Source organism: Paenarthrobacter sp. NPDC090520 (assembly GCF_044769205.1).
In the GTDB taxonomy this organism is placed as follows: domain Bacteria; phylum Actinomycetota; class Actinomycetes; order Actinomycetales; family Micrococcaceae; genus Arthrobacter.
On the sequence record NZ_JBIVXM010000003.1, the window covers coordinates 116,616 to 138,560 of the forward strand.

Consider the following 21,945-nt stretch of genomic DNA (forward strand, 5'->3'; position numbering starts at 1 on the left):
GTCTAGAGTCCGATCGAGTTCAGGAAGGGGATGCCCGCCGTGGGCAGGGCGACGTTGAGCCCGTAGTTGAAGGCGTAGAAGGCCCCCACGCTGCCCGCGAGCGCGATGATCAGCGAGGAGATCCAGCCCCGGCGCCCACGCACTTTGAGGTGGTAGAGCAGGAACAGGAACATGGCCAGTTGGAAGCCGAGCAGGTCAAGGACGGCGGCCAGTACCGCCAGGCTTACGACGACGGCAATCACCAGCCCGCCGTCCACTCCCCCGGGCGTTTCGCTGGGTTTGCGGAGCTCCTGGACGAGCCAGATGCCGGACATGGCCACCAGAAGGACGCCCATGGCAAAGGGGAACAAGCCCGGCCCGGGCCCAAGGGTGGTCCAGAGGCCGAGGCCGATGGAACTGATGAGGACATAGACGCCGACTGCGACGAAAGCGCCAATCCCCGCGAGCACGGATTTCGCCACCCGCCCCTTGGCCCGGGGCTCGGCGATAAGTGACTCCGTTGTCATGGTTTCCTTCTTACGTTTGGTGGTTCTTTGCATTCCGCAGACCGTCAGAGTCCGTTTCAACGCTTACATTGTGCGGATCTTCATTTCATAGAATGAAAGAACATTGCGTATGAAGAAATAGTGACAGGAGCCACAATGCATGTCAAGCGCAAGGAAGTTACATAGAATGAAAGGATGACCGTGAGCTCCACGCACTCAGCCGGCGCAGCCGAGGACGGCCCCAAGGCCGCCAACATGCGTTCCCTCTCCAGGGCCATGGAAGTCTTTGCCGAGCTGCAGCGGGCCGAACGCCCGCAGAGGCTGAGCGACCTTGCCCGGACGTGCGGAATGAGCCTTCCCACCACATTGCGGATCCTGCGCGTCCTGCAGGACTTCGGCATGGTCAGCCAAACGGACAAGTCCTATCGCATTGGCCCGGCAGTACTGCCCGCAGCGCGGAGCTACCTGGAGAACGATCCTTTGGTGGTCGCCGCGCGGCCCATCCTGCAGCAGGTGGCCACCCAAACCGGGCTTACGGCCTCGCTGTACACCCGCCTCGGCTTTGAACGGATCCTGGTGGCACGCGTCGACGGCGAATCTCCGCTGCGCTACGACCTACCCTTGGGCAAGCGGCTACCCCTCACCGTTGGAGCCGCCGGCAAAATCCTGCTGGCGGCGGCACCTGATGCCGAGCTGGACCAAGTGACCGCAGCGGCGATCACGGCAGGCCACGAGAAGGACACCTTCACGGTGGAGGAACTCCGCAGCCGCCTCCCCCAGGACGGGGTTGATTTCGCCTATTCGGAGGACGAGCGGGCCACCGGCGTGCTCTCGGTGGCCGTCGCAGTTCCACACCCCACCGCGCGGCCCAGCGAATCCATCTCCCTGACCAGTCCCGTGGAGACCGCCACGGAGGAAGCACTCAAGGCCGGGGTTCCCGAGCTCAAGCGTGCGGCCGGCCGATTGTCCGAAATCCTGCAGGGATCTGTTTACTAGCCCCACCCAACTGACCGGCACTTGTGGTTGTTCCCAGCGCTGAAAACCACCACAAATGCCAGTCAGTTGCCAACCACCCAAGAAGAGGAGCACGCACGCATGGGCTTTGCCGACGAACTGAAGGACGCCTCCGCCGCCGATTGGGATGCGGCCGTCAACCATCCCTTCGTTGACCGGCTGATCGACGGCAGCCTCGAGGACGAGGACCTCCGCCGGTACCTGGTGCAGGACTACCAGTTCTGCGATGCCTTCACCGCACTCCTGGGCCAGGCAGTTGCCTCAGCGCCATCGCTCCCGTCGCGGCTGGTGTTCGCCAAGGTCCTGGGCGCCTTCGCCTCGGATGAGAACACCTATTTCCACGACAGCTTCGACCAACTCGGCGTCCCGGAAGAGGACAGGCTCGCACCGGAACTGGGAGCAACCACCCGTTCCTTCGACGCGCTGATGCGCAGCGCGCTGGACACCCGCTCCTACCCGGACGTCCTTGCCGTCCTGCTCGTCGCCGAATGGCTGTATGGCGACTGGGCCGCGCGGGCCGGGGACATCGCCACCTGGCCGGCCGCGCCGAAGCATGCTGATTGGATCCGCCTGCACAACAACCCCGGGTACAACGCGTGGGTGACCTGGCTGCGCGAGGAATTCGACGCCGTCGAGCCCGTATCCGCCGAGGCGCGCGGGCGCGTTGCCATGACGTTCCGCGAGGCGGTACGCCTGGAACGTGAATTCTTTGACGCCGCGCTGGAGTCCTCGCCCGTCCACTGAGTCAGGGACTCTGCAGCTCCACCAACGTGAGGTCGAGGATCTGCAGATCAGTGCTTTCCACCGGCATGATGCCTTGGATGAAGGCTTCAAACTCTTCTGCGCCTGCCATGCCACCGCGGGCAAAGAACTCGATCCACAGGTCAGTCAGGGTCAGGTCACCTTCGGCGAGGATGTCCGTCGCCTCCCGCCGGACACTCTCCTGATTCACCACGTCCGGAACCTTCCGCTCCGTCATTACTGACACCCCCCGGCAGGTCAGTCCTTGTACGTCTTCTGTCTCGGCACGCCTATATTATCAGCATACTTAGCAATGGACCATGGGGGCCGGCTCTTCGGTATGGTCCAGGCTGGGGCACTGCTCCAGGACCCCCGCGAGGTCGGTCCAATGCCAACTGTCCGGGCAGCGGTGGTTGTCGCAGAATTGCCACGTCATGGAGATCCCCGTTCACGGTCGATGGGGCCCGCCCTCATGACGGCCCGCCCCCGATTAGTGCCGGAATGGGCTATTAGTGACGCAGAAAGGCCAGTGAGCTGCGCCCTACCGGGTAAAGGTGTAGATGAGCGCCGAGACCAGGGACAGGGCCGCGATTCCGTAGCCGACCACCAAAGCCGAGATGGCGAAGGGACGTCCGCGCTCCCCGCGCTGCTCAATCTGCTTCAACGCAACATGCCCGGCGCCCACTACGAACACGGCGATGATGGCCATGCCGGCGAGGAACAACCCCACGACCGCCAGCGCCGCCATGGCCGCCGAGACGATGGCGAGGTTGTTGACCGGCTGGCTCTCCCCTGCGGGCTCGGCTCCGGTTTCCGACGATTCGGCGCGAACACTCTCCATTGACATGTTTCTCTCCCCATTTGGTCCGTGCCAAGGAGTCTAACCGGGGCACTCGCCGATTCCGCGTTGCAAGGCCTGTTGTGCGCGCCCCAACCCAAAAATGACGCGCACAGCGGGCCACTCAACGGTGTTTGAACTCCGGTTGCCGCTTTTCGGCAAACGCGGCCATGCCTTCTTTTTGGTCCTCGGTGGCGAACAGCGAATGGAACACCCGGCGCTCGAAGACCACACCCTGCGCGAGCCCCATCTCGAACGCCGCATTGACGGCCTCCTTGGCCACCATCGCAGCCGGCTTGGACTTTGAGGCGATGACCTCGGCCGCTTTCAACGCCTCGTCCACCACCTCGGCGGCGGGCACCACGCGCGAGACCAGTCCGGACCGCTCAGCCTCGTCGGCTTCCATGAAGCGCCCCGTGAGGACCATGTCCATCGCTTTCGCCTTGCCCACGGCCCGGGTGAGGCGTTGGGAGCCGCCCATCCCCGGGATCACGCCCAGGTTGATCTCCGGCTGGCCGAACTTGGCGTTGTCCCCGGCAATGATGAAATCTGCCATCATCGCCAGTTCGCAGCCACCACCCAAGGCGAACCCCGAAACAGCAGCGATGACCGGGATCCGCAAACGCGTGAGGTCCTCCCAGTGCCGGAACCAGTCGGCCGCGTACATCTCCATGTAGCTGTTGGAGGACATTTCCTTGATGTCGGCACCGGCAGCGAAGGCCTTGGCGGACCCGGTGACAACCACGGCGCCCACGCCCGGATCCCGGTCCATGTCCGTCACCGCCGCAACGAGTTCATTCATGAGCGCCGTGTTCAACGCATTCAGCGCCGACGGCCGGTTCAGTGTCACCAGGCCAACCCGGCCCCGGCGTTCCACCAGAATGTTCTCGAACGTCATGCTCTCCCTCTCCACAGCAATGGTCACCAACAAATCCTCACTCAGACTTTTCACGGATATCGGTGATGATGCCGGAGAAATCCCGTGCCGCACCGTCTCCTGCCGCAAAAGCATCGTAAATCCGGGAGGCCAATGGACCCATTTCAGCCGCGACCCCCGTACTCTCCAGGGCATTCACCGCCAGGCGCAGGTCCTTGGCCATCAGGGCCCCGGCGAACCCGGGCTGGTAATCGCGGTTGGCAGGGCTGGTGGGCACGGGACCGGGAACAGGGCAGTTGGTGGTCAGCGCCCAGCACTGCCCTGAGGCGTTGGATGCAACATCGAACAGGGCCTGATGCGTGAGCCCCAGCTTTTCACCGAGCACGAACGCCTCGGACACGGCGATCATGGACACGCCAAGGATCATGTTGTTGCACACCTTGGCGGCCTGCCCCGCCCCGTGGTCGCCACAGTGGACAATTCGCTTGCCCATGAGTTCAAGGATGGGCTTCACGGTGTCGAAGTCCTCCGGCAAGGCCCCCACCATGAACGTCAAGGTCCCTGCCTCAGCACCCACCACTCCACCGGACACGGGAGCATCCACCGAACGGTGGCCGGCGTCCACGGCCAGCGATGCAGCTTCCCGGGCCTCGTCGACGTTGATGGTGGAGCAGTCCAGGAACAGCGTGTCCGGCCCGGCAACGGAGAGCAGCCCTGGCCCGCCTACTCCGCGGTAGGCGTCCAGCACGTGCTTGCCGCTGGGGAGCATCGTCAAGACCACGGCCGCCCCGGATACGGCGTCGGCTGCCGAATCCGCCATGGGCACTCCGTGCGCTTTCGCCGCTTCCACAGCTGCCGGGACGGGATCATAACCGATCACATCGTGCCCGGCCTTGATCAGGTTGGCCGCCATGGGACCGCCCATATGGCCGAGGCCGAGGAAAGCGATGAGTCCCGTTGCTGATGCTGCGTTCTCTGTCATTTCGTCTCCTCAACTGGGTTGGACTGGCTCACACCGATTGGACTGGCTCAACTGCTTTGGACTGGCTCAATTGCTTTGGACCTGCCCGACTGCCAGCCCCAACTCCCGCTCGCCGAGCGGCGCGAAGTAGGCCTCGACGTCGGACGCGTGGACCTCCGCGAGCGACGCCGGCTTCCACTGCGGATTGCGGTCCTTGTCCACTACCTGAGCGCGAATGCCTTCCCGGAAATCCGGACCGGACAGGCAACGAAGTCCCACGCGGTACTCCTGGTCGAGCGCTTCTTCGAGGGTCATACCGTGTTCAACGGACAGCCCCCGCACGCGCCGCAGCGACTCCAAGGTGACCTTGACCGACGTCGGCGATTTGCCCTCGATGGTGTCCGCGGCAGCAGAGGCCTCGCCGCCGGTCCCACGCAAACGCCGGACGATCTCCTCCGCGTCATCGCCCGCGTAACAGGAATCGATCCACTCCCGCTGGGCCGCCAGCGGCGAGTCCGGCGCGGCGTGGGCAAAACGCCCGACGGCGTCTGCCGCCGTCGAGCTTTCCAGCGCTTCGGCGAGTGCCGGGAGGCTTTCGGACGGCACGAACGAGTCCGCAAGCCCGAGGAAAATGGCGTCCGCGCCGCTCAGGTGCGCCCCCGTGAGCGCGGCGTGGGTTCCCGCCTCGCCGGGTGCGCGGGACAGCAAGAGGGTGCCGCCGACGTCGGGCACGAACCCGATGGTGGTTTCCGGCATGCCGGTACGCGTCCGCTCGGTGACCACCCGGACGGAACCGTGCGCCGAAACACCAACGCCGCCGCCGAGGACCAGCCCGTCCATGAACGCAACGTACGGCTTGGGGTAGCCGGCGATCAGGGCGTTGAGCCGGTACTCGTCCGCCCAGAATTCGGCCGTTTCCGTGCCGCCGTGCAGCATGTCCTTGTAGATGGCCACGATGTCGCCGCCGGCACAGAGACCGCGGTCACCGGCGCCCCGCACCAGGACGGTCCGGACGGAATCGTCATCAGCCCAGGCAGCCAACTGCTGCAGCATGGCTTTCACCATGCCCGCATTGAGGGCGTTGACTGCCCGGGGCCGGTTGAGCGTCACGATGCCGAGGTGCTCGCGTCGCTCAAAAAGGACTTCTTCCTCCTGCTGCTCTGTTTCCTTGCCCGCCACTCCCATCAACTGCCTGCCGGCATCACGAAGCTGGCGCCCTGGCGGATGCCTGAGGGCCACCGCGAGGTGACGGTCTTGGTCTTGGTGTAGAAACGGAACGCATCGGCGCCGTGCTGGTTGAGGTCGCCGAATCCGGAGGCCTTCCAGCCGCCGAACGTGTAATAGGCGATCGGCACCGGAATCGGAACGTTGATGCCCACCATGCCCACTTCGACGCGGCTGGCGAAGTCGCGGGCGGCGTCGCCGTCGCGGGTGAAAATTGCGACGCCGTTGCCAAACTCGTGTTCGCTGCAGAGCCGGAGCGCCTCGTCGTAGTCGGCGGCGCGCAGGATGCTGAGGACAGGACCGAAGATCTCCTCCTTGTAGATCTTCATGTCCTTGGTGACGTTGTCGAAAAGCGTGGGGCCAACCCAGAAGCCGCCGTCATAGCCGTCCACCGTGAGGCCGCGGCCGTCCGTGACCAGGGTGGCGCCTTCGTCGACGCCGGACTGGATGTAGCCCTCGATCCGTTCCTTCGCCGAGGCCGCCACCACCGGGCCGAAGTCCACGTCCTTGTCCATGCTGTGCCCCACACGGAGGTCCTTGACCCGTTCAGCCAGCTTGGCAACCAGGGCGTCTGCGGTTTCCTGCCCCACCGGAACCGCCACGGAGATGGCCATGCAGCGTTCGCCCGCGGAACCGTACCCGGCACCGATCAGGGCGTCGGCAGCCATGTCCAGGTCGGCGTCGGGCATGACCACCATGTGGTTCTTCGCCCCGCCAAAGCATTGCGCGCGCTTCCCATGCGCCGCCGCCGTCGCGTAGATGTACTGGGCGATCGGAGTGGAACCCACGAACCCGATGGCCTTGACCCGCGGGTCTTCAAGCAGGGCGTCTACAGCTTCTTTGTCGCCGTTGATGACGTTGAAGACGCCGTTCGGGACGCCTGCTTCGCTGTAAAGCTCGGCAAGCCGCAACGGTACGGAGGGGTCGCGTTCTGACGGTTTCAGGATGAAGGCGTTGCCGGCGGCGAGCGCAGGGCCCGACTTCCACAACGGGATCATGGCCGGGAAGTTGAACGGCGTGATCCCGGCAACCACCCCCAGCGGCTGGCGCAGCGAGTGGACGTCGATTCCCTGCCCCGCACTGTCCGAGAACTCGCCTTTGAGCAGGTGCGGCGCTCCCGCGGAGAACTCCACCACTTCGATGCCGCGCTGGATGTCGCCCTTGGCGTCGGCGAAGGTCTTGCCGTGTTCGGAGGAGAGGAGTGTGGCGAGCTCGTCCATGTTCTCGTTGACCAGGTCCACGAACTTCAGCAGGATCCGACCGCGCCGCTGCGGGTTCATGGCGGCCCATTCGAGCTGGCCCTTCTCCGCATTGGCTATGGCGTTGCGGACCTCCTCCGCGTCGGCCAACGGGAGCCTGGCCTGGACCTCGCCCGTGCAGGGATCGTAGACGTCGCTGAAGCGGCCGGATGTGCCGTCGATCCGTTGCCCGTCTACATAGTGTGAAAGCTCGCGCACCATGGTGGAAATGCTCCTTTGCATTCGTGAATGATCGCCGTGCCGATCGGCTGTGGCGCCTGGCTGGAGCACCACGGCAAGACGTCGCCAACTGTGATCCAGATCATCTCTGAACCCGAATATACTCGGACTTCCTACTAATTTCCAGAGGGCACCATGCGTGCAGCCACGCGGGCGTCAGTTCACCTCCTTCAGCTCCTTGTACGCCTCCAGGGCCTCTTGCCGGGTGGTCTTCAGATCAACGATTTCCTCCGGATAGTCCGGTGTCCCGAACTCCGGAATCCAGTGGGCGATGTACTTACCCTGCGGATCGAACCTGGTCCGCTGCGCCTCCGGGTTGAAGATCCTGAAAAACGGGGAGGCATCCGCTCCCGAGCCGGCAACCCACTGCCAGTTGGCCGGATTGGAGGCCGGATCGGCATCCACCAGCGTGTCCCAGAACCACTGCTCGCCCACTTGCCAATGGATGCCGAGGTTCTTGACCAGGAAGCTCGCGGCCACCATGCGCACCCGGTTGTGCATCCAACCGGTGTGCCACAATTGGCGCTGCCCGGCATCAACCATGGGAAAGCCGGTCTCCCCCTTCTGCCAGGCCCGGAGTTCCTGCGCGGCCGACTCGTGGCCGGGGTGCATGCCGCCTTCCGCGTGGCCTGAGCCACCTGGCCAGGCCCAAGGGAACCGGTCGAATTCGGTGCGCAGGTTGGCCGTAGCCAGGTTCGGATTGTGGAAATACTGGTGCCAGCAGAATTCCCGCCAGCCCAGTTCGGAAGCGTAGATTCCGGCGCTTTCAGAGCGTTTGGCCCCCAACGCATGCCACACCTCGAACGGACTGAGTTCGCCCCAGCGAAGATACGGCGACAGGCTGCTGCTCCCGTCCTGGTCCGGTCGGTTGCGGCCTTCCTTGTACTCGTCCAGCCCCTGTGCCACGAATGCCTTCAAACGTTGGTGTCCCGCAGCCGACCCAGGGGTCCAGCGCTCCCGCAGGCCACCCGCCCAGTCCGGCCCGGCGGGCAGGAGGTGCCACGATTCCAGGTCCTCGTAGGCCGGAAGGTCGCCAGTGAAACCGTGCCCCTTGGCCGGGATGGCCAACGGCTTGCGGAAGTCCAGCCCGGAGATGGCCTTCCAGAAGGGGGTGAAGACCTTGTACTGGCCGCCGGTCTTGGTGGATACCTTCCACGGTTCGTGCAACAGGGATGCCTGGAAGCTCTCCACATGGAGCCCCTCATCGCCGGCCCACGACTTGATATCGGCGTCGATGGTCCGTTCAACTTCGCCGTAGCGCCGGTTCCAGTACAGCGCGCCGGCACCTGCCGCCGTCGTGGTCTTCCTGACGATCTCCGCAGCGGGCCCGCGGCGCAGCAGCAGCGGAATGCCGAGCGCGTCGAGGTCCTCGCGCAGGGCCGTCAACGAGTGGTGCAGCCACCACCGTGCGGCGCCGCCGTGGGGGCGGATTCCCGGCGATTCTTCATCGAGGACGAAGAGGGCCACGGCCGCTCCATCGTCGACGGCGGCACGCAGGGCGGGATGGTCCCGGACCCTGAGATCGTCACGGAACCAGACGATGGATGGCTTCACTTGAGTCCCACTTCCGGGTCTAGAAACGGCAAATGCCCCTAAGAAGGCATCTTAGGGGCACCTGCTGTGCGAACACTCAGACGGCAGCCGGGAGGGCCTCGTCGTCATCGGTCAACGGCACAGGGGGAACGCTGACCTCGTAGGCTGCGGGCACGCTGTTCAGGACGTAGTCGCGTGCGGCGGCACCCACCATGCGCAGTCCCGGGTAGTAACGGTTGCCGTCGCGCTTGTGGTGCTTGACGCCGTTGAGCCGGATGGAAGTGCGGAAGGCGCTGTCAGGTACGGGAATCTTGTTCCCCAGGACGCACCAGCTGATGTAAAGGCCGTACAGGGCATCGAGGTCCAGGCCCTCTTCGCTGTCTTCTTCGTACACAACGCACTCCCGCAGGAATGCGCCAATTTGGGTATCGGTCATTGGATAGGCCTCCGGCCATAAAAGGGCCGCCGGTCTGCATCAGCGAGTACTGCAAGTCTCACTATAGACGCAATTCTCCGCCCACACGCCGGGGCGAAGGTTAACTCTCGGTTGCGACCGTCCGCGCCGCAATTTGGCGCCTCCGGGGCCTGGCGGGTCTGGTTTCCGAGGGTCCTCCGGCGTAGCGTCGAGTACGTCCCTGCCGACGCTTAATAAGGAGCTTCACGTGGCTGGATGGAATGCTGACACGGCCGCCGGTCCCTTGGGTTCCGGAACCGTCACGCTGGTTGAGGGCTCGTCCTTTTGCATCTCTGCCTCCAACGGGGACATCCGGCCGGAGCTTCCGCACGGCGTGTTCCACCTGGATACCCGGATCCTCTCCCGTTGGGAACTGACCATCAACGATCAGCCCCTGGAATCCCTGGCAGCGGAGACCAAGGAACCCTACCGGGCGCTCTTCGCCTGCCGCGTTCCACGCGCCGACGGCTACGCCGACAGCCCGCTGCTGGTGGAACGCCTGCGGGAGGTGGGCGCCGGGATCCTCGAGGAAATCACGGTCCGCAACTACTCCAGGCAGCCCGCCGAATGCCGCATCACCCTGGTGGTCGAGGCCGACTTCGCGGACCTGTTCGAGGTCAAGGAAGCCCGCATCACGCGCGACTGGCATGAGACCCGGCGCATCGAGAACGACTCGCTGGAAATCCGGGGCGTCTGGGAGGGCATCAGGAAGTCGGTGGTCATCCGGGCCGAGGGCGCAGGCGTCGGGGCCAAGGCCCTGGGCTTCAGGGTGACGGTTCCGGCGTTCGGTAAATGGAGCACGCACGTGAGCGTCGCCCCCACGTTGGAGGGGAGTTCGGTCCCGTTCACCCATCCGGCCGGCGGCGAGCTGTCACCGAGTGACCGGCGCCGGCAGGAATGGGTTGCGAAAATCCCCGCCCTGCAGATCGGCAACCGGTCCATTGAGCGCACGCTGCGCCGCAGCTACGAGGACCTGGGCGCCCTGCGCATCCAGGATCCGGACCATCCGGACAGGGTGGTGGTGGCTGCCGGCGCCCCTTGGTTCATGACGCTGTTCGGGCGCGACTCGCTGTGGGCCTCGGAGATGGCCCTGCCGGTTGACCCGTCCTTGGCGTTGGGCACGCTGCGGACGCTCGCTGACCGGCAAGGCACCGAGGTCAATACCGAGACCGAGGAAGAGCCGGGCAAGATCCTGCACGAGGTCCGCCTGGATGTCAGCACGGGGCAGGCCTTGCAAGGGAACTCCGCCTATTACGGCAGCGTGGATGCCACTCCCCTGTTCGTGGTGGTGCTCGGTTCCGTGAGCCGCTGGGGATTCTCCAAGGACACCATCACCGCCCTCCTGCCCAACGCGGACCGCGCCCTCGATTGGATCCGGAACTACGGCGACCGGGACGGCGACGGTTTCGTGGAGTACGGCCGGCCCAACGAGCACGGCCTCATCAACCAGGGCTGGAAGGACTCCTGGGACGGCATCAACTTTGCGGACGGCACGCTGGCGCAGGCGCCCATCGCGCTCGCCGAGGTCCAGGCGTACGTGCACGGCGCCTATGTGGCGCGCGCCTGGATGGCCTACGACGACGGCGACCTCGCGTTGGCGAATGAGCTGCGGGAACGCGCGGATCGCCTCAAGCAAAGATTCAACGAAGACTTCTGGCTGCCGGACAAGGGCTACTACGCCGTGGCCTTGGACCGGGACAAACGGCCCGTGGATGCCTGCGCCTCCAACATGGGCCACTGCCTCTGGTTCGGGCTCATGGATGAGGACAAGGTTCCATCCGTGGTGGAGCACTTGATGTCGCCCAGGATGTTCAGCGGCTGGGGCGTCCGGACCCTCGCCACGGACATGGCCGCCTACAACCCGGCCAGCTACCACAACGGGTCGGTCTGGCCGCACGACAATGCCCTGATCATGTCCGGTCTCCTGCGCTACGGGTACGTGGAGGAGGCACAGAGGATCGGTACTGCGCTCCTGGAAGCCGCCGAGTACTCCGGCGGACGGTTGCCCGAGCTCTTCTGCGGCTTCGACCGGGGGCAGTTCACGGAACCCGTTCCCTACCCCACGGCCTGTTCACCGCAAGCGTGGGCCGCCACCACACCCATCCACGTGGTCACCTCGCTCATGCGCTATGACACGCACATTTCCCTGGGCGGCATCTGGCTTGATCCCGTTCTTCCACGCGAATTCGGGGATCTCCACATCAGCAACGCCCCCATGGGGGATGCCCGGATCACGATCGACGCTTCAGGCGACCAAGCCACGGTCCACGGCATCCCCGACGGCCTCACGGTCCACCGCGGACAACGTCCGTGGATGTCCGAGCTGGTGGAGTGGGCGCACCAGGGAAAGCCGCAGGGCTAGGCGTCGATCACCAGGTCGGTCTGCGCCGTGGAGCAGCAGGGCAGGAACTTGCCGGCATCGATTTCCCGTTTCCGGATTCCGCCCTGGTGGTTCATGTCCACGTCGCCGGACAGCTTGACCACCTTGCAGGAGCCACACATGCCCTCCTGGCAGTTGGCACCAATCCGTACACCCGCACGCTGGGCCACCCCCAGGATGTGCTCGGAAGGATCGATCCGCACGTTGATGCCCGTACGGAGGAAGGACATGGTGAGGCTGCCCGTTCCCACGGTGTCGAAATTCGAGGCATCCGGAGTTGCCGCTTCCGGCTCCGGGCTGGCTTCAGGGGCCTCCGGGCCGGTTGTTTCCGGTTCCACGGTTTCCAGCGGCAGGCCGGTCGCCTCCAAAGTACCTTCGGCGTCGTATCCGGGCTCGTAGATCCCGAACGCCGCAGGTTGGCTCTCGAAGTAGTCCTCGGCGGAATCCGAGATCTCCTCGGCGATTTCCTCCGCGATATCCACGGCAAGTGCCAGTTCGGCCGCGTATTCAAGGAGCGTCTGGCGGTCCCCCGAGAAGAACTCCATGTAAATGGAGGTATCGTCCACGCCCACCTTCTGCAGGAGTTCGGTGGCGGTGTTCAGGTAACCCTCGGGACCGCAGGCATACACTTGGCGGCCGTTGGCGTCGGGGGCAACCTCGTCCAGCATGGCTGCTGTCAGCCGTCCGCTGAGTCCCTCCCACTCTTCGGGCTTGTTGCGGTCTCCCAGGGAGTAGAACACCTTGATCCGCGAGTCCACGGAGGCGATGTAGGCCAGCTCCCGGTGGAAGGCGAAGCCCCCGGCTTCCGCGCCGTGATAGAGCACCACTACATCGGCATGCCCGGGCAGCGAGTGGATGGTGCGGACCATGGACATGATGGGCGTGATGCCCGCGCCGGCGGCGAGGAACAGATACCGTGCCCGGCGGTCGGCGTCGGGCAGGTGGAAGGCACCCACCGGCCCGAGCATCTCAAGGACGGTTCCCGGCCTGACGTTCTGGTGCACCCAGGGTGAAACCAGACCGGCAGGGTCGAGCTTGACGGTGATGTTGAAGGTCCACGGTTCCGTGGGCGAACTGGACAGCGAATAGCTGCGGTCCACCGGATCCTGGTCTTCACCATTCACGGGAAAGGCGATATTGACGTACTGGCCTGCGCGGAACGCCAGCGGTGCACCGTCAGTGCGACGGAACACGAACGTCATCAGTCCGCCGGCCTCGGGAACGGTCTCGACGCATTCGGCCATGAACTCCTGCGGGTGCCATGGACCCAGGGCGCGGGCAGCGCGGGCGGGCGCCTCAGTGCTGCCCATCACCCGGTTCCACGGCATCTCAAGACCGCGGATGCGCTGCGGTTCCTGGATTGCCGTTTCGGTGAGGACTTCGATCATGCCAAGTGCTCCTGAACGCGCTGTACGTACCAGTTGATGAAGGCCTCTACCTGGTATTCGCTCTTCATGTACGGGCCGGGTTCGTAGGCGGGGCTGGCCGCGCCCTGCTGGCACAGCTCCACGAACGCCTTGTCCTGGATGTTGGTCTGCTCCCAGGTGTAGGTGAGCTTCTCGCGGTCGTAGTCGACGCCCTCCACGGCGTCGTCGGCAACGAGCCAGGTGGTGCGGACCAGGGTCTGGTGTTCGTTGATCGGGAAGACACCAAACGTGATCACATGGTCACTCTGGAAGTGGAACCAGCTGTTGGGCTGCAGGTGCATGGAGCAGCGGCCCAAGCGGAAGTCCCGCAGGTCGCCGAGGAGCTTCTTGGAGAGCCTGCGGCCATCAGCCGAGAACGATTCGCCCTCGCCGTCGAGCGATTCCCGCGAAATGCGGATGCCCGCAATACGCGTGTCCAGCTCTTCCACCACCTCGTAAGGAAGGCCATAGCGGCGGCACCGCTCTTCAAGGGAGGACTGGGCTTCCTTGTTGCGCTCCCACACTTCTTCGAGGTGGGTGGGGATCAAGCCCTCCGTCAGGCCCCAGGTCGGGAAGAGCGAGCAGGCAAGCTCCGGGTGTCCGTCACAGTGGTAGCACTCACGGTTGTTCTCCATGACGAGCTTCCAGTTACCCTCTTCGATGATGTTCTGCTGGTAGGCAATCTTCGTCTTGGAGAGATCGTGCGGTGCGAGGTAGGGCTCGAAAATCTTGGAGGTCTCGTCGAAATCCGTGGGCGGTTCGTTGGCGATGCACACGAAGATGAGTCCGGCCACCTCGCGGCTGTGGGCGCGCTTGAGGGCAAAGCAATTCTTGTCGAACTTCGCCTCACCGGGAGCCGAAGCGTGGATCAGGTTGCCCTCCGGGGAGTAGGTCCAGGAGTGGTAGCCGCACACCAGGTTGCCCGTGGAGCCGGCAGCGTCGGTGAGGACGCGGGCACCGCGGTGGCGGCAGACGTTGTGCAGGACGTTGACTTCGCCTTCATCCGTGCGCAGCACGATGAGGGAGTAGGGGCCGTAGTCCACCGTGATGTAGTCGCCCGGCTCCGGCAGTTCCGCGACGCTTCCGGCGAAGATCCAGTGCTGGCCGAAGATCGCTTCCATGTCGATCTTGAAAAGGGTGGGGTCGGTGTAGAACGGGGCGTCGAGGGAATAACCCGTGCGACGGAACTCGAACAACGCGGAGATTTCCGCCAGCTGTTCGGCAGGCAGCGTTGAGGCGAGTTTTCCGCGGGTGTTGAGGGGTGCGTTCGCTGGAGCAGTCATGGGTTCCTCCCGGGAGGCTGGGTCAGTGTCTGGTGATTCGTGGGACCGCGGGTGCGTCGTCGCGACCGGCGTTGTCGAAGTCTTCGTAGTAAGAGATTAGGGATTCTTGAACTGCAACAAAAGCGCAAGATTCAGTAGATAACCATGCACAATAGGTGCATGATCGATCCACGTCTCATTACGCTCCGGGTGTTCGCCCGGTGCGGCACCGTCGGGGCCACGGCAGAGCTCACCGGCTACTCCCCCTCGGCCGTCTCAGCGCAACTGCGCGAGCTCCAACGCGTGCTCGGTTTGCAGCTGCTCACCAAGGACGGACGGGGTGTGCGGTTGACCGCCACGGGCCGCTTCCTGGTGGAGGGCTCGGACGCCCTCATTGCCGAGTGGGAGAGCCTCCGCGCCGCAGCCATGGAGGCCGGCGACCAGGTGCAGTCCCGCTTCGGTCTCGGTGGATTCTCGACGGCGGCAGCCCAGTTGCTTGCGCCGCTCGCCGCCACGCTGCGCGCCACACGTCCACAACTGGAGGTCCAGGTCCTCGAGGCCAACCCATCCCGCTGCTTCGACCTGCTGGTGGCAGAGCGCATTGACCTGGCGGTGATCGTTGCCATGCAATCGGACAACTATGGCGAGGACGATCCCCGCTTCGAGCAGACGGTCCTCCTGGACGATCCCTTGGACGTGATCATTCCCGCGGACCATCCACTCGCATCGCGGGAAACCGTGACGCTGGAGGAGTTGGCATCGGAACCGTGGATCACCGAGACCGCAGGGTCCACCTATCACGCACTGTTCACTGCCGCTTTCACGGCCGTGGGGGTGACGCCACGGATTGCGCATGAGGCGGTTGAGTGGGAAACCCAGATCGCGTTCGTGGGCGCCGGCCTGGGCGTGGGCCTGCTGCCACGCCTGGCGCCCCTGAACAACGCCGAAAACGTGGTCCGGCTGCGCATCACGGGCAAGGGGAAGCCGGCGCGCCGCATCGTCGCCGCAGCGCGAAGGGGCAGCATGTCGTCGCCGCTGATCAAGGAGTCACTGGACGTCCTGCAAAAGAGGGCGCAATGGATCCTGACGGCCCGCCCCGAGAACGAGGCGTAAACCTGGCGCGCCGCATCCATCCGCGCACACCGCCGAGACCCACGATACGCCGGACGGTCTCCATGAAAGGCAATCACCCGGCGTCGTAGATCAACTCCAGCACCTCATGCTGAGGGCAGTGGCGATCCGGCAGCGTGCGTAAAAGGGGCCCCGCCCCCGCCCGAACACCGGCGGACGCTGATCCGGCAGCGTGCGTAAAAGGGGCCCCGCCCCCAGCTGCCGCGAAAATGGCGGCAGCTGGGGGCGGGGAATAGCACGCAGAGGATCAGTGTCCGACGGACACAGTTCTCAGGCGGCGAACAATGCCTGGCGCACCGCTTGCTCAAAGCCGCTGACGTGGACGCGGGCCAACTCGGCCGCTTTCGCCTCATCGCCGTCAATAACGGCCTGCAGGAGATCCACGTGCTCATGGACGTGGTGCTCCAGGTTGGGCAGCCGGTCCAGCACCATGCACCAGATCCGGGTTGCCAGGTTGTCATAGCGGATCAGGACGTCTTCCAGGTGCGGGTTTGCCGCGGCAGCGTAGATGCCTTGGTGGACGCTCGCATCCAGCTTGAGCGTTTCCACCACCGTGGCCGCGCGGAGGTCGAACGCCTTGACTTCGGCCGCTACGCGCCGCAGGTGTTCCCGGCTGGCGGGGGTCGCAACCCGGGCTGCCCTGGCTGCCGCCACCGGCTCCAGTTGGACCCTGATCTCGGAGATGAAGGCCAGGTCTGTCACTTCCACGCGGGTAGCGAAGGTGCCCCGGCGCGGATAGGTCACCACCAGCCGATCCAATTCCAGCCGCTTGAGTGCTTCCCGCACGGGGGTGCGCCCAATCCCGATCTCTTTGGCAAGCTGGTCGTCGTTGAGGAGGTCGCCCGGCTTGATGTCGAGTGTCAGCAGCCGGTCACGCACGCTCTCGTAGGCGATGTCCGCCAAGGACTTCCTGCTGGCGTCCGCAGCAGGTGCCAGAGTTTCGAGTGCCATGATGCCGAGCCCCTTCCGCGGTGACGAAAAAACCTATTGACCCCGTTCCAAGGTCCAGTATACGCTGATCTCAATCCTAATATATCAGTACGCATTTCAGGAATATATCTAGGAAACCCATCTAAGGAGGACACATGACCCTCGTGGCTTCAGACTCACACCTCAGCACCCTGCCGGCTGAACGCGGTCAGCTCAAGGAAGAGCAGGCCCAAAAGTTCGTACTCACACTGTCGTGCGTCGAACAGCCCGGCATCATGCAGGCAGTCACCACTTTTCTCTTCGACCGTGGATTCAACATCGAAGAGCACCAGCAGTTCGATGACAGCCTGCGCCAGACCCTGCACCTGCGCACTGCCTTCTCCGGACCGTCGAGCTACTCGCCGGAGCAACTCGAGGACGAATTCCGTTCCATCGCGGACCGCTTCGACATGAAGTTCAGCTTCCACGACCAGACCAAGCAGCGCGTCCTGGTGATGGTTTCCAAGTTCGGCCACTGCCTTAACGACCTCATCTTCCGCTGGCGCGGAGGCAGCCTCGGCGGCGAAATCGTAGCCGTTGTTTCCAACCACGAGACCCACCGCGCCATGGCCGAAGCAGCAGGCCTGCCCTTCATCCACGTCCCGGTAACCCCGGACACCAAGGCCGAGGCGGAGCAAAAGCTCCTGGACCTCGTGGATGAATACCAGGCGGACCTGGTGGTCCTGGCCCGCTACATGCAGGTTCTCTCCGACGACCTTTGCCGCAAGCTCGAAGGCCGCGCCATCAACATCCACCACTCGTTCCTCCCTGGCTTCAAGGGTGCCCGCCCCTACCACCAGGCCTACGACCGCGGCGTGAAGCAGGTAGGTGCCACGGCCCACTACGTGACCGCCGACCTGGACGAGGGACCGATCATCGAGCAGGAAGTGATCCGCGTGGACCACAGCTACGGTCCCACCGCCCTTTCCACTGTTGGCCAGGACGCCGAAGCCCTCGCCCTGTCCCGCGCCGTCCGCTGGCACTGCGAACACCGCGTCCTGCTGGACCAGACCAGCACGGTCGTTTTCCGGTAACCAGCCCGCCCTTGCCCCGCACGACTTACTAGCAGGAGAATCTTTCATGGCATCGACGCCCCGAATTGTCATCATCGGAGCCGGCATCGTCGGCACCAACCTCGCCGACGAACTCGTTCAGCGCGGGTGGAACAACATCACCGTCCTGGACCAAGGCCCCCTGAACATGCCGGGCGGCTCCACCTCGCACGCCCCGGGCCTGGTGTTCCAGACGAACCCGTCCAAGACCATGGCGCTGTTTGCCAAGTACACGGTGGAGAAGCTGCTCTCCCTGACCGAGGACGGCCAGAGCTGCTTCAACCAGGTGGGCGGCCTTGAAGTGGCCACCACGGAGACCCGCCTCACCGACCTCAAGCGCAAGCTCGGCTACGCACAGTCCTGGGGCATCGACGGCAAGATCCTCACCCGCGAAGAGTGCAAGGAGCTCTACCCGCTCATCAACGAGGAAGACATCCTGGGCGGCCTCCACGTCCCCTCGGATGGCCTGGCCCTGGCAGCCCGCGCCGTGCAACTCCTCATCAAGCGCACCGAAGCCGCAGGGGTCAAGTACCTGGGCAACACGGAAGTCACCGGGATTGAACAGTCCGGACGCCGGGTCACCGGCGTACAGACGGCCGACGGCGTGATCCCGGCTGACATCGTGGTGTCCTGCGCAGGTTTCTGGGGTGCCAAGATCGGCGAAATGATCGGCATGTCCGTGCCGCTGCTCCCGCTGGCCCACCAGTACGTCAAGACCACCCCGGTCCCGGCACAGCAAGGCAAGAACGAGCTGCCCAACGGCGCCCGGCTGCCCATCCTCCGCCACCAGGACCAGGACCTCTACTACCGCGAGCACGGCGACCGCTACGGCATCGGCTCCTACGCCCACCGCCCCATGCCCGTGGACCTGGACGAACTGGGCAAGTACACCCCGGAAAGCATCAGCGAGCACAACATGCCCTCCCGCCTGGACTTCACCCTGGAGGACTTCCTCCCGGCCTGGGAAGCCACCAAGCAGATCCTTCCGGCCCTGCGCGAGAGCGAAATCGAAGACGGCTTCAACGGCATCTTCTCCTTCACCCCGGACGGCGGCTCCCTGGTGGGCGAGTCCAAGGAAGTGGACGGCTTCTTCGTGGCTGAGGCCGTGTGGGTCACCCACTCCGCCGGCGTTGCCCGCGCCGTGGCCGAGGTCCTGGTGGACGGCAAGTCCACGATCGACCTGGGCGACTGCGACATCCACCGCTTCGAGGAAGTACAGCTCACCCCGGAGTACGTCAGCGAAACCTCGCAGCAGAACTTCGTGGAGATCTACGACGTCCTGCACCCGCTCCAGCCCAAGCTCTCCCCGCGCAACCTGCGCGTCAGCCCGTTCCACGCCCGCCACAAGCAGTTGGGTGGCTTCTTCCTCGAAGGCGCAGGCTGGGAGCGCCCGTATTGGTTCGAGGCCAACGCCGAACTGCTCAAGGAAATGCCGGACGAGTGGCAGCCCCCGGCACGTGACGCCTGGTCCGGCATGTTCAGCTCCCCCATCGCCGCAGCCGAGGCCTGGAAGACCCGTACCGCAGTAGCCATGTACGACATGACACCGCTCAAGCGCCTGGAAGTCTCCGGTCCCGGAGCCTTGAAGCTCCTCCAGGAACTGACCACCGGAGACCTGGCCAAGAAGCCCGGCGCCGTGACGTACACCCTCCTGCTGGACCACGCCGGCGGCATCCGAAGCGACATCACCGTGGCTCGACTGGACGAGACCACCTTCCAGCTCGGCGCCAACGGCAACATCGACACCGCCTACTTTGACCGCGCAGCACGCCACCAGACCGAAAACGGCGGAGCCGAAGACTGGGTCCAGGTCCGCGACACCACCGGCGGCACCTGCTGCATCGGCCTCTGGGGTCCGCTGGCCCGCGACCTGGTGGGAACCATCAGCAACGACGACTTCAGCAACGACGGCCTGAAGTACTTCCGCTCCAAGGAGGTTGTCATTGGCGGGATCCCCGTCACGGCAATGCGTTTGTCCTACGTTGGCGAACTGGGCTGGGAGCTCTACACCAGCGCCGACAACGGCCAGCGCCTGTGGGATGCACTGTGGAAGGCCGGCCAGCCGTTCGGTGTCATCGCCGCCGGCCGCGCCGCCTTCAGCTCGCTCCGCCTCGAGAAGGGCTACCGGTCCTGGGGCACGGACATGACCACCGAGCACGACCCCTTCGAAGCGGGCCTCGGCTTCGCGGTCAAGATGGCCAAGGAGAACTTCGTCGGCAAGGCCGCCTTGGAAGGCCGCAGCGAAGAAAGCTCCGCACGTCGCCTGCGCTGCCTGACCGTCGACGACGGCCGCAGCCTCGTCCTCGGCAAGGAACCGGTGTTCTATAAGGACCAGGCCGTTGGTTACGTGACCAGCGCAGCCTTCGGCTACACCGTCAAGAAGCCGATCGCCTACGCCTACCTGCCCTCGGCCGTCTCCTTGGGCGACTCGGTGGAAATCGAGTACTTCGGACGCCGGATCCAGGCCACCGTCACCGAGGATCCGCTGTACGACCCCACCATGAGCAGGCTCCGCGGCTAACCCGGCCCTCCAGCCGCCACAGGCAGCGTCCCGGACCCGATTCACCCCGCAACCGGGTCCGGGCGCTGCCTTCGCTCTTTCTCCAGCCAGCACTTTCGCCACCCGGGATGACCCCACTCCGGACGCCCGCCCAGGAAGACACATGATCAGCTCAGAAACCATCAACGACTACCTCGCCCGGCTCGCGGCGCGCCAGCCGACTCCGGGCGGTGGTGCAGCAGCAGCCTTGCACGCAGCACAGGGCGCCGCCCTCGTGGCCATGGTGGCCCGCTACACCACCGGTGAGAAATATGCCGCCCACGCAGGACTCGTGGAGCGCATCACCAACGACGCCGACCAGTACAGGCTCGAGGCCCTGGACCTCGCCGACGCCGACGAAACCGCCTTCCAAGGCGTCATTGATTCCTACAAACTTCCGGCCGGCACGGACGAACTCAAGGTTGCCAGGAAGGCAGCCATCGACGCAGCCCTGGTGGAAGCCGCCCAAACCCCCGCACAGCTCATCAAACTGTCAGGCAGCATTGTTGACCTCGCCACCGAGCTCTTCGAGGTGGCCAACATGAACGTCATCAGCGACGTCGCCGCTGCAGCGGACGCCGCCCGGGCCGCAGCCACCACCGCCCGGGTAAACATCGACATCAACGTTGTGGCCATCAAGGACCAGGCCATCCGGGCCGAACTCGCGGGGCGGACCGACGGGCTCGAGGACAAAGTGGTCCTCGCCGCCGATTCCCTGGTGAAGCGGGTCCGCGAAAGGATCCTCGCATGAACACCGCCACCCTCTCCGGCAAGCGCCTGGCCTCCCTCATCCAGCAGCGCGCCCAGGACCAGGCCCGGCTGGCCCAACACGAAGGCATCCACCCCACCCTCGCCGTGGTGGTGGCCACCGATGACGAGTCCACCCACTGGTACGTCCGGTCCATCGAACGGGCGGCAGACAGGGCAGGCATCGACTGCCGGATCGTGGACCTTGGACCCGATGCGACGGAACAGGTCCTCGCGAGCGTCTTGAAGGACCTCAGCTCCGAGCCCTCGGTGCACGGCATCATCCTGCAGACGCCCCTGCCAACCGGCGTTGCGGCTGACAGCCTGGTGGGGCTGATCGCTCCGGAAAAGGACATCGACGGCGCCAATCCCCTGAGCCTGGGCCGCTTGGCTGTGGGGCGGCCCGCTTTCGCTCCGGCCACGGCCCGCGCGGTGGTCGAGCTTCTTGAGCACTTCGAGGTGCCGGTAGCGGGCCGCAACGTGACCGTCGTCGGGCGTTCCGCGGTGGTGGGCAAGCCGTTGGCGCTGCTGCTGCTGGAACGGGACGCAACCGTTACTGTCTGCCATTCCAAGTCAGGTCCCCTGGAGACGCATACCCGGCCGGCCGACGTCGTGGTTGTCGCCGCGGGCCGCACCGGCCTCCTTACGGGCGCGCACGTCACCGAAAAGACGGTAGTGATCGACGTCGGCACCAACGTCCTGCCCGACGGAACCTTGGTGGGTGACGTCGACGAAGCGAGCGTCACCGGAAGAGCGGCGGCCTTGACGCCGGTACCCGGCGGCGTAGGCTCAGTGACTACCGCACTCTTGCTGCTCCACACCACAGAAGCCGCCCGGCTTCAGGCCGGGGTTCC

19 protein-coding genes and 1 pseudogene are annotated in these 21,945 nt (G+C 65.0%); 8 read left to right on the forward strand and 12 right to left on the reverse strand.

Annotated elements, in window-relative coordinates:
- Positions 1–2: 2 nt before the first annotated feature.
- A complete protein-coding gene (locus ACIQTZ_RS05270; RefSeq protein ID WP_400337350.1) occupies positions 3–506 on the reverse strand; it encodes a tripartite tricarboxylate transporter TctB family protein in 504 nt (167 codons plus the stop codon).
- A 174-nt stretch (positions 507–680) separates the two neighbouring features.
- Between ACIQTZ_RS05270 and ACIQTZ_RS05275 the strand changes: the two genes are divergently transcribed.
- Together ACIQTZ_RS05275 and ACIQTZ_RS05280 are read left to right on the forward strand one after the other, a co-directional pair.
- Positions 681–1,481, forward strand: a complete 801-nt coding sequence (locus ACIQTZ_RS05275) for an IclR family transcriptional regulator (protein ID WP_400337352.1) — start codon at positions 681–683, stop codon at positions 1,479–1,481.
- Between the two features lie 66 nt (positions 1,482–1,547).
- A complete protein-coding gene (locus ACIQTZ_RS05280) occupies positions 1,548–2,243 on the forward strand; it encodes a TenA family protein (protein WP_402978220.1) in 696 nt (231 codons plus the stop codon).
- 1 nt (position 2,244) lies between these two features.
- Here ACIQTZ_RS05280 and ACIQTZ_RS05285 read toward each other — a convergent pair whose 3' ends face one another.
- The 8 genes from ACIQTZ_RS05285 to ACIQTZ_RS05320 all read right to left on the reverse strand — a co-directional run bounded on the left by ACIQTZ_RS05285 (position 2,245) and on the right by ACIQTZ_RS05320 (position 9,587).
- The gene (locus tag ACIQTZ_RS05285) at positions 2,245–2,478 is read right to left on the reverse strand and encodes a hypothetical protein (RefSeq protein WP_402978223.1); all 234 of its coding nucleotides are present in this window, start codon (positions 2,476–2,478) and stop codon (positions 2,245–2,247) included.
- 303 nt (positions 2,479–2,781) lie between these two features.
- Positions 2,782–3,087 (reverse strand): DUF4190 domain-containing protein, encoded by a 306-nt coding sequence (locus ACIQTZ_RS05290; RefSeq protein WP_397326590.1) that lies wholly within the window; start codon positions 3,085–3,087, stop codon positions 2,782–2,784.
- A gap of 115 nt (positions 3,088–3,202) precedes the next feature.
- The gene (locus ACIQTZ_RS05295) at positions 3,203–3,976 is read right to left on the reverse strand and encodes an enoyl-CoA hydratase (protein WP_400270157.1); all 774 of its coding nucleotides are present in this window, start codon (positions 3,974–3,976) and stop codon (positions 3,203–3,205) included.
- A gap of 37 nt (positions 3,977–4,013) precedes the next feature.
- A complete protein-coding gene (gene mmsB / locus ACIQTZ_RS05300) occupies positions 4,014–4,937 on the reverse strand; it encodes a 3-hydroxyisobutyrate dehydrogenase (protein WP_402978225.1) in 924 nt (307 codons plus the stop codon).
- Positions 4,938–5,003: 66 nt separating this feature from the next.
- Positions 5,004–6,095: an enoyl-CoA hydratase/isomerase family protein gene (locus tag ACIQTZ_RS05305; protein ID WP_402978228.1), complete on the reverse strand. Its 1,092-nt coding sequence runs from the start codon at positions 6,093–6,095 to the stop codon at positions 5,004–5,006.
- A gap of 5 nt (positions 6,096–6,100) precedes the next feature.
- Complete coding sequence (locus tag ACIQTZ_RS05310) at positions 6,101–7,600, reverse strand: CoA-acylating methylmalonate-semialdehyde dehydrogenase (RefSeq protein ID WP_402978617.1); 1,500 nt, start codon at positions 7,598–7,600, stop codon at positions 6,101–6,103.
- A 174-nt stretch (positions 7,601–7,774) separates the two neighbouring features.
- A complete protein-coding gene (locus ACIQTZ_RS05315; protein WP_402978231.1) occupies positions 7,775–9,172 on the reverse strand; it encodes a cryptochrome/photolyase family protein in 1,398 nt (465 codons plus the stop codon).
- A gap of 76 nt (positions 9,173–9,248) precedes the next feature.
- Positions 9,249–9,587 carry a hypothetical protein gene (locus ACIQTZ_RS05320; RefSeq protein WP_402978234.1) on the reverse strand — a complete coding sequence of 113 codons (339 nt, stop codon included), beginning with the start codon at positions 9,585–9,587 and terminating at the stop codon, positions 9,249–9,251.
- Positions 9,588–9,813: 226 nt separating this feature from the next.
- Between ACIQTZ_RS05320 and ACIQTZ_RS05325 the strand changes: the two genes are divergently transcribed.
- Positions 9,814–11,967 carry a glycogen debranching N-terminal domain-containing protein gene (locus tag ACIQTZ_RS05325; RefSeq protein ID WP_402978237.1) on the forward strand — a complete coding sequence of 718 codons (2,154 nt, stop codon included), beginning with the start codon at positions 9,814–9,816 and terminating at the stop codon, positions 11,965–11,967.
- Here ACIQTZ_RS05325 and ACIQTZ_RS05330 read toward each other — a convergent pair.
- Both ACIQTZ_RS05330 and ACIQTZ_RS05335 read right to left on the reverse strand, forming a co-directional pair.
- Positions 11,964–13,373 carry a ferredoxin reductase gene (locus ACIQTZ_RS05330; RefSeq protein ID WP_400335425.1) on the reverse strand — a complete coding sequence of 470 codons (1,410 nt, stop codon included), beginning with the start codon at positions 13,371–13,373 and terminating at the stop codon, positions 11,964–11,966. The two genes, ACIQTZ_RS05325 and ACIQTZ_RS05330, sit on opposite strands and share 4 nt — an antisense overlap.
- Positions 13,370–14,674, reverse strand: a complete 1,305-nt coding sequence (locus tag ACIQTZ_RS05335) for an SRPBCC family protein (protein WP_402978240.1) — start codon at positions 14,672–14,674, stop codon at positions 13,370–13,372. Before ACIQTZ_RS05335 ends, ACIQTZ_RS05330 begins: the two co-directional genes overlap by 4 nt.
- A gap of 159 nt (positions 14,675–14,833) precedes the next feature.
- Here ACIQTZ_RS05335 and ACIQTZ_RS05340 point away from each other — a divergent pair, with 159 nt between their 5' ends.
- Positions 14,834–15,766 (forward strand): LysR family transcriptional regulator, encoded by a 933-nt coding sequence (locus tag ACIQTZ_RS05340; RefSeq protein WP_402978243.1) that lies wholly within the window; start codon positions 14,834–14,836, stop codon positions 15,764–15,766.
- A gap of 288 nt (positions 15,767–16,054) precedes the next feature.
- On the opposite strand, the gene ACIQTZ_RS05345 is transcribed toward ACIQTZ_RS05340, so the two are convergent.
- Positions 16,055–16,735 (reverse strand): GntR family transcriptional regulator, encoded by a 681-nt coding sequence (locus ACIQTZ_RS05345; RefSeq protein WP_400335431.1) that lies wholly within the window; start codon positions 16,733–16,735, stop codon positions 16,055–16,057.
- A 134-nt stretch (positions 16,736–16,869) separates the two neighbouring features.
- On the opposite strand from ACIQTZ_RS05345, the gene purU reads away from it, so the two are divergent.
- From purU to ACIQTZ_RS05365, 4 genes and pseudogenes are all read left to right on the forward strand, one after another.
- On the forward strand, positions 16,870–17,787 hold the full coding sequence (purU, locus tag ACIQTZ_RS05350; RefSeq protein ID WP_402978246.1) for a formyltetrahydrofolate deformylase: 918 nt from the start codon (positions 16,870–16,872) through the stop codon (positions 17,785–17,787).
- A gap of 46 nt (positions 17,788–17,833) precedes the next feature.
- Positions 17,834–20,326 (forward strand): FAD-dependent oxidoreductase, encoded by a 2,493-nt coding sequence (locus tag ACIQTZ_RS05355; protein ID WP_402978249.1) that lies wholly within the window; start codon positions 17,834–17,836, stop codon positions 20,324–20,326.
- Positions 20,327–20,468: 142 nt separating this feature from the next.
- Complete coding sequence (locus ACIQTZ_RS05360) at positions 20,469–21,095, forward strand: cyclodeaminase/cyclohydrolase family protein (protein WP_402978252.1); 627 nt, start codon at positions 20,469–20,471, stop codon at positions 21,093–21,095.
- A pseudogene (locus ACIQTZ_RS05365) lies at positions 21,092–21,937 on the forward strand (bifunctional 5,10-methylenetetrahydrofolate dehydrogenase/5,10-methenyltetrahydrofolate cyclohydrolase); the annotation flags it as partial. The gene ACIQTZ_RS05360 and the pseudogene ACIQTZ_RS05365, both read left to right, overlap by 4 nt.
- Between the last annotated feature and the right edge of the window lie 8 nt (positions 21,938–21,945).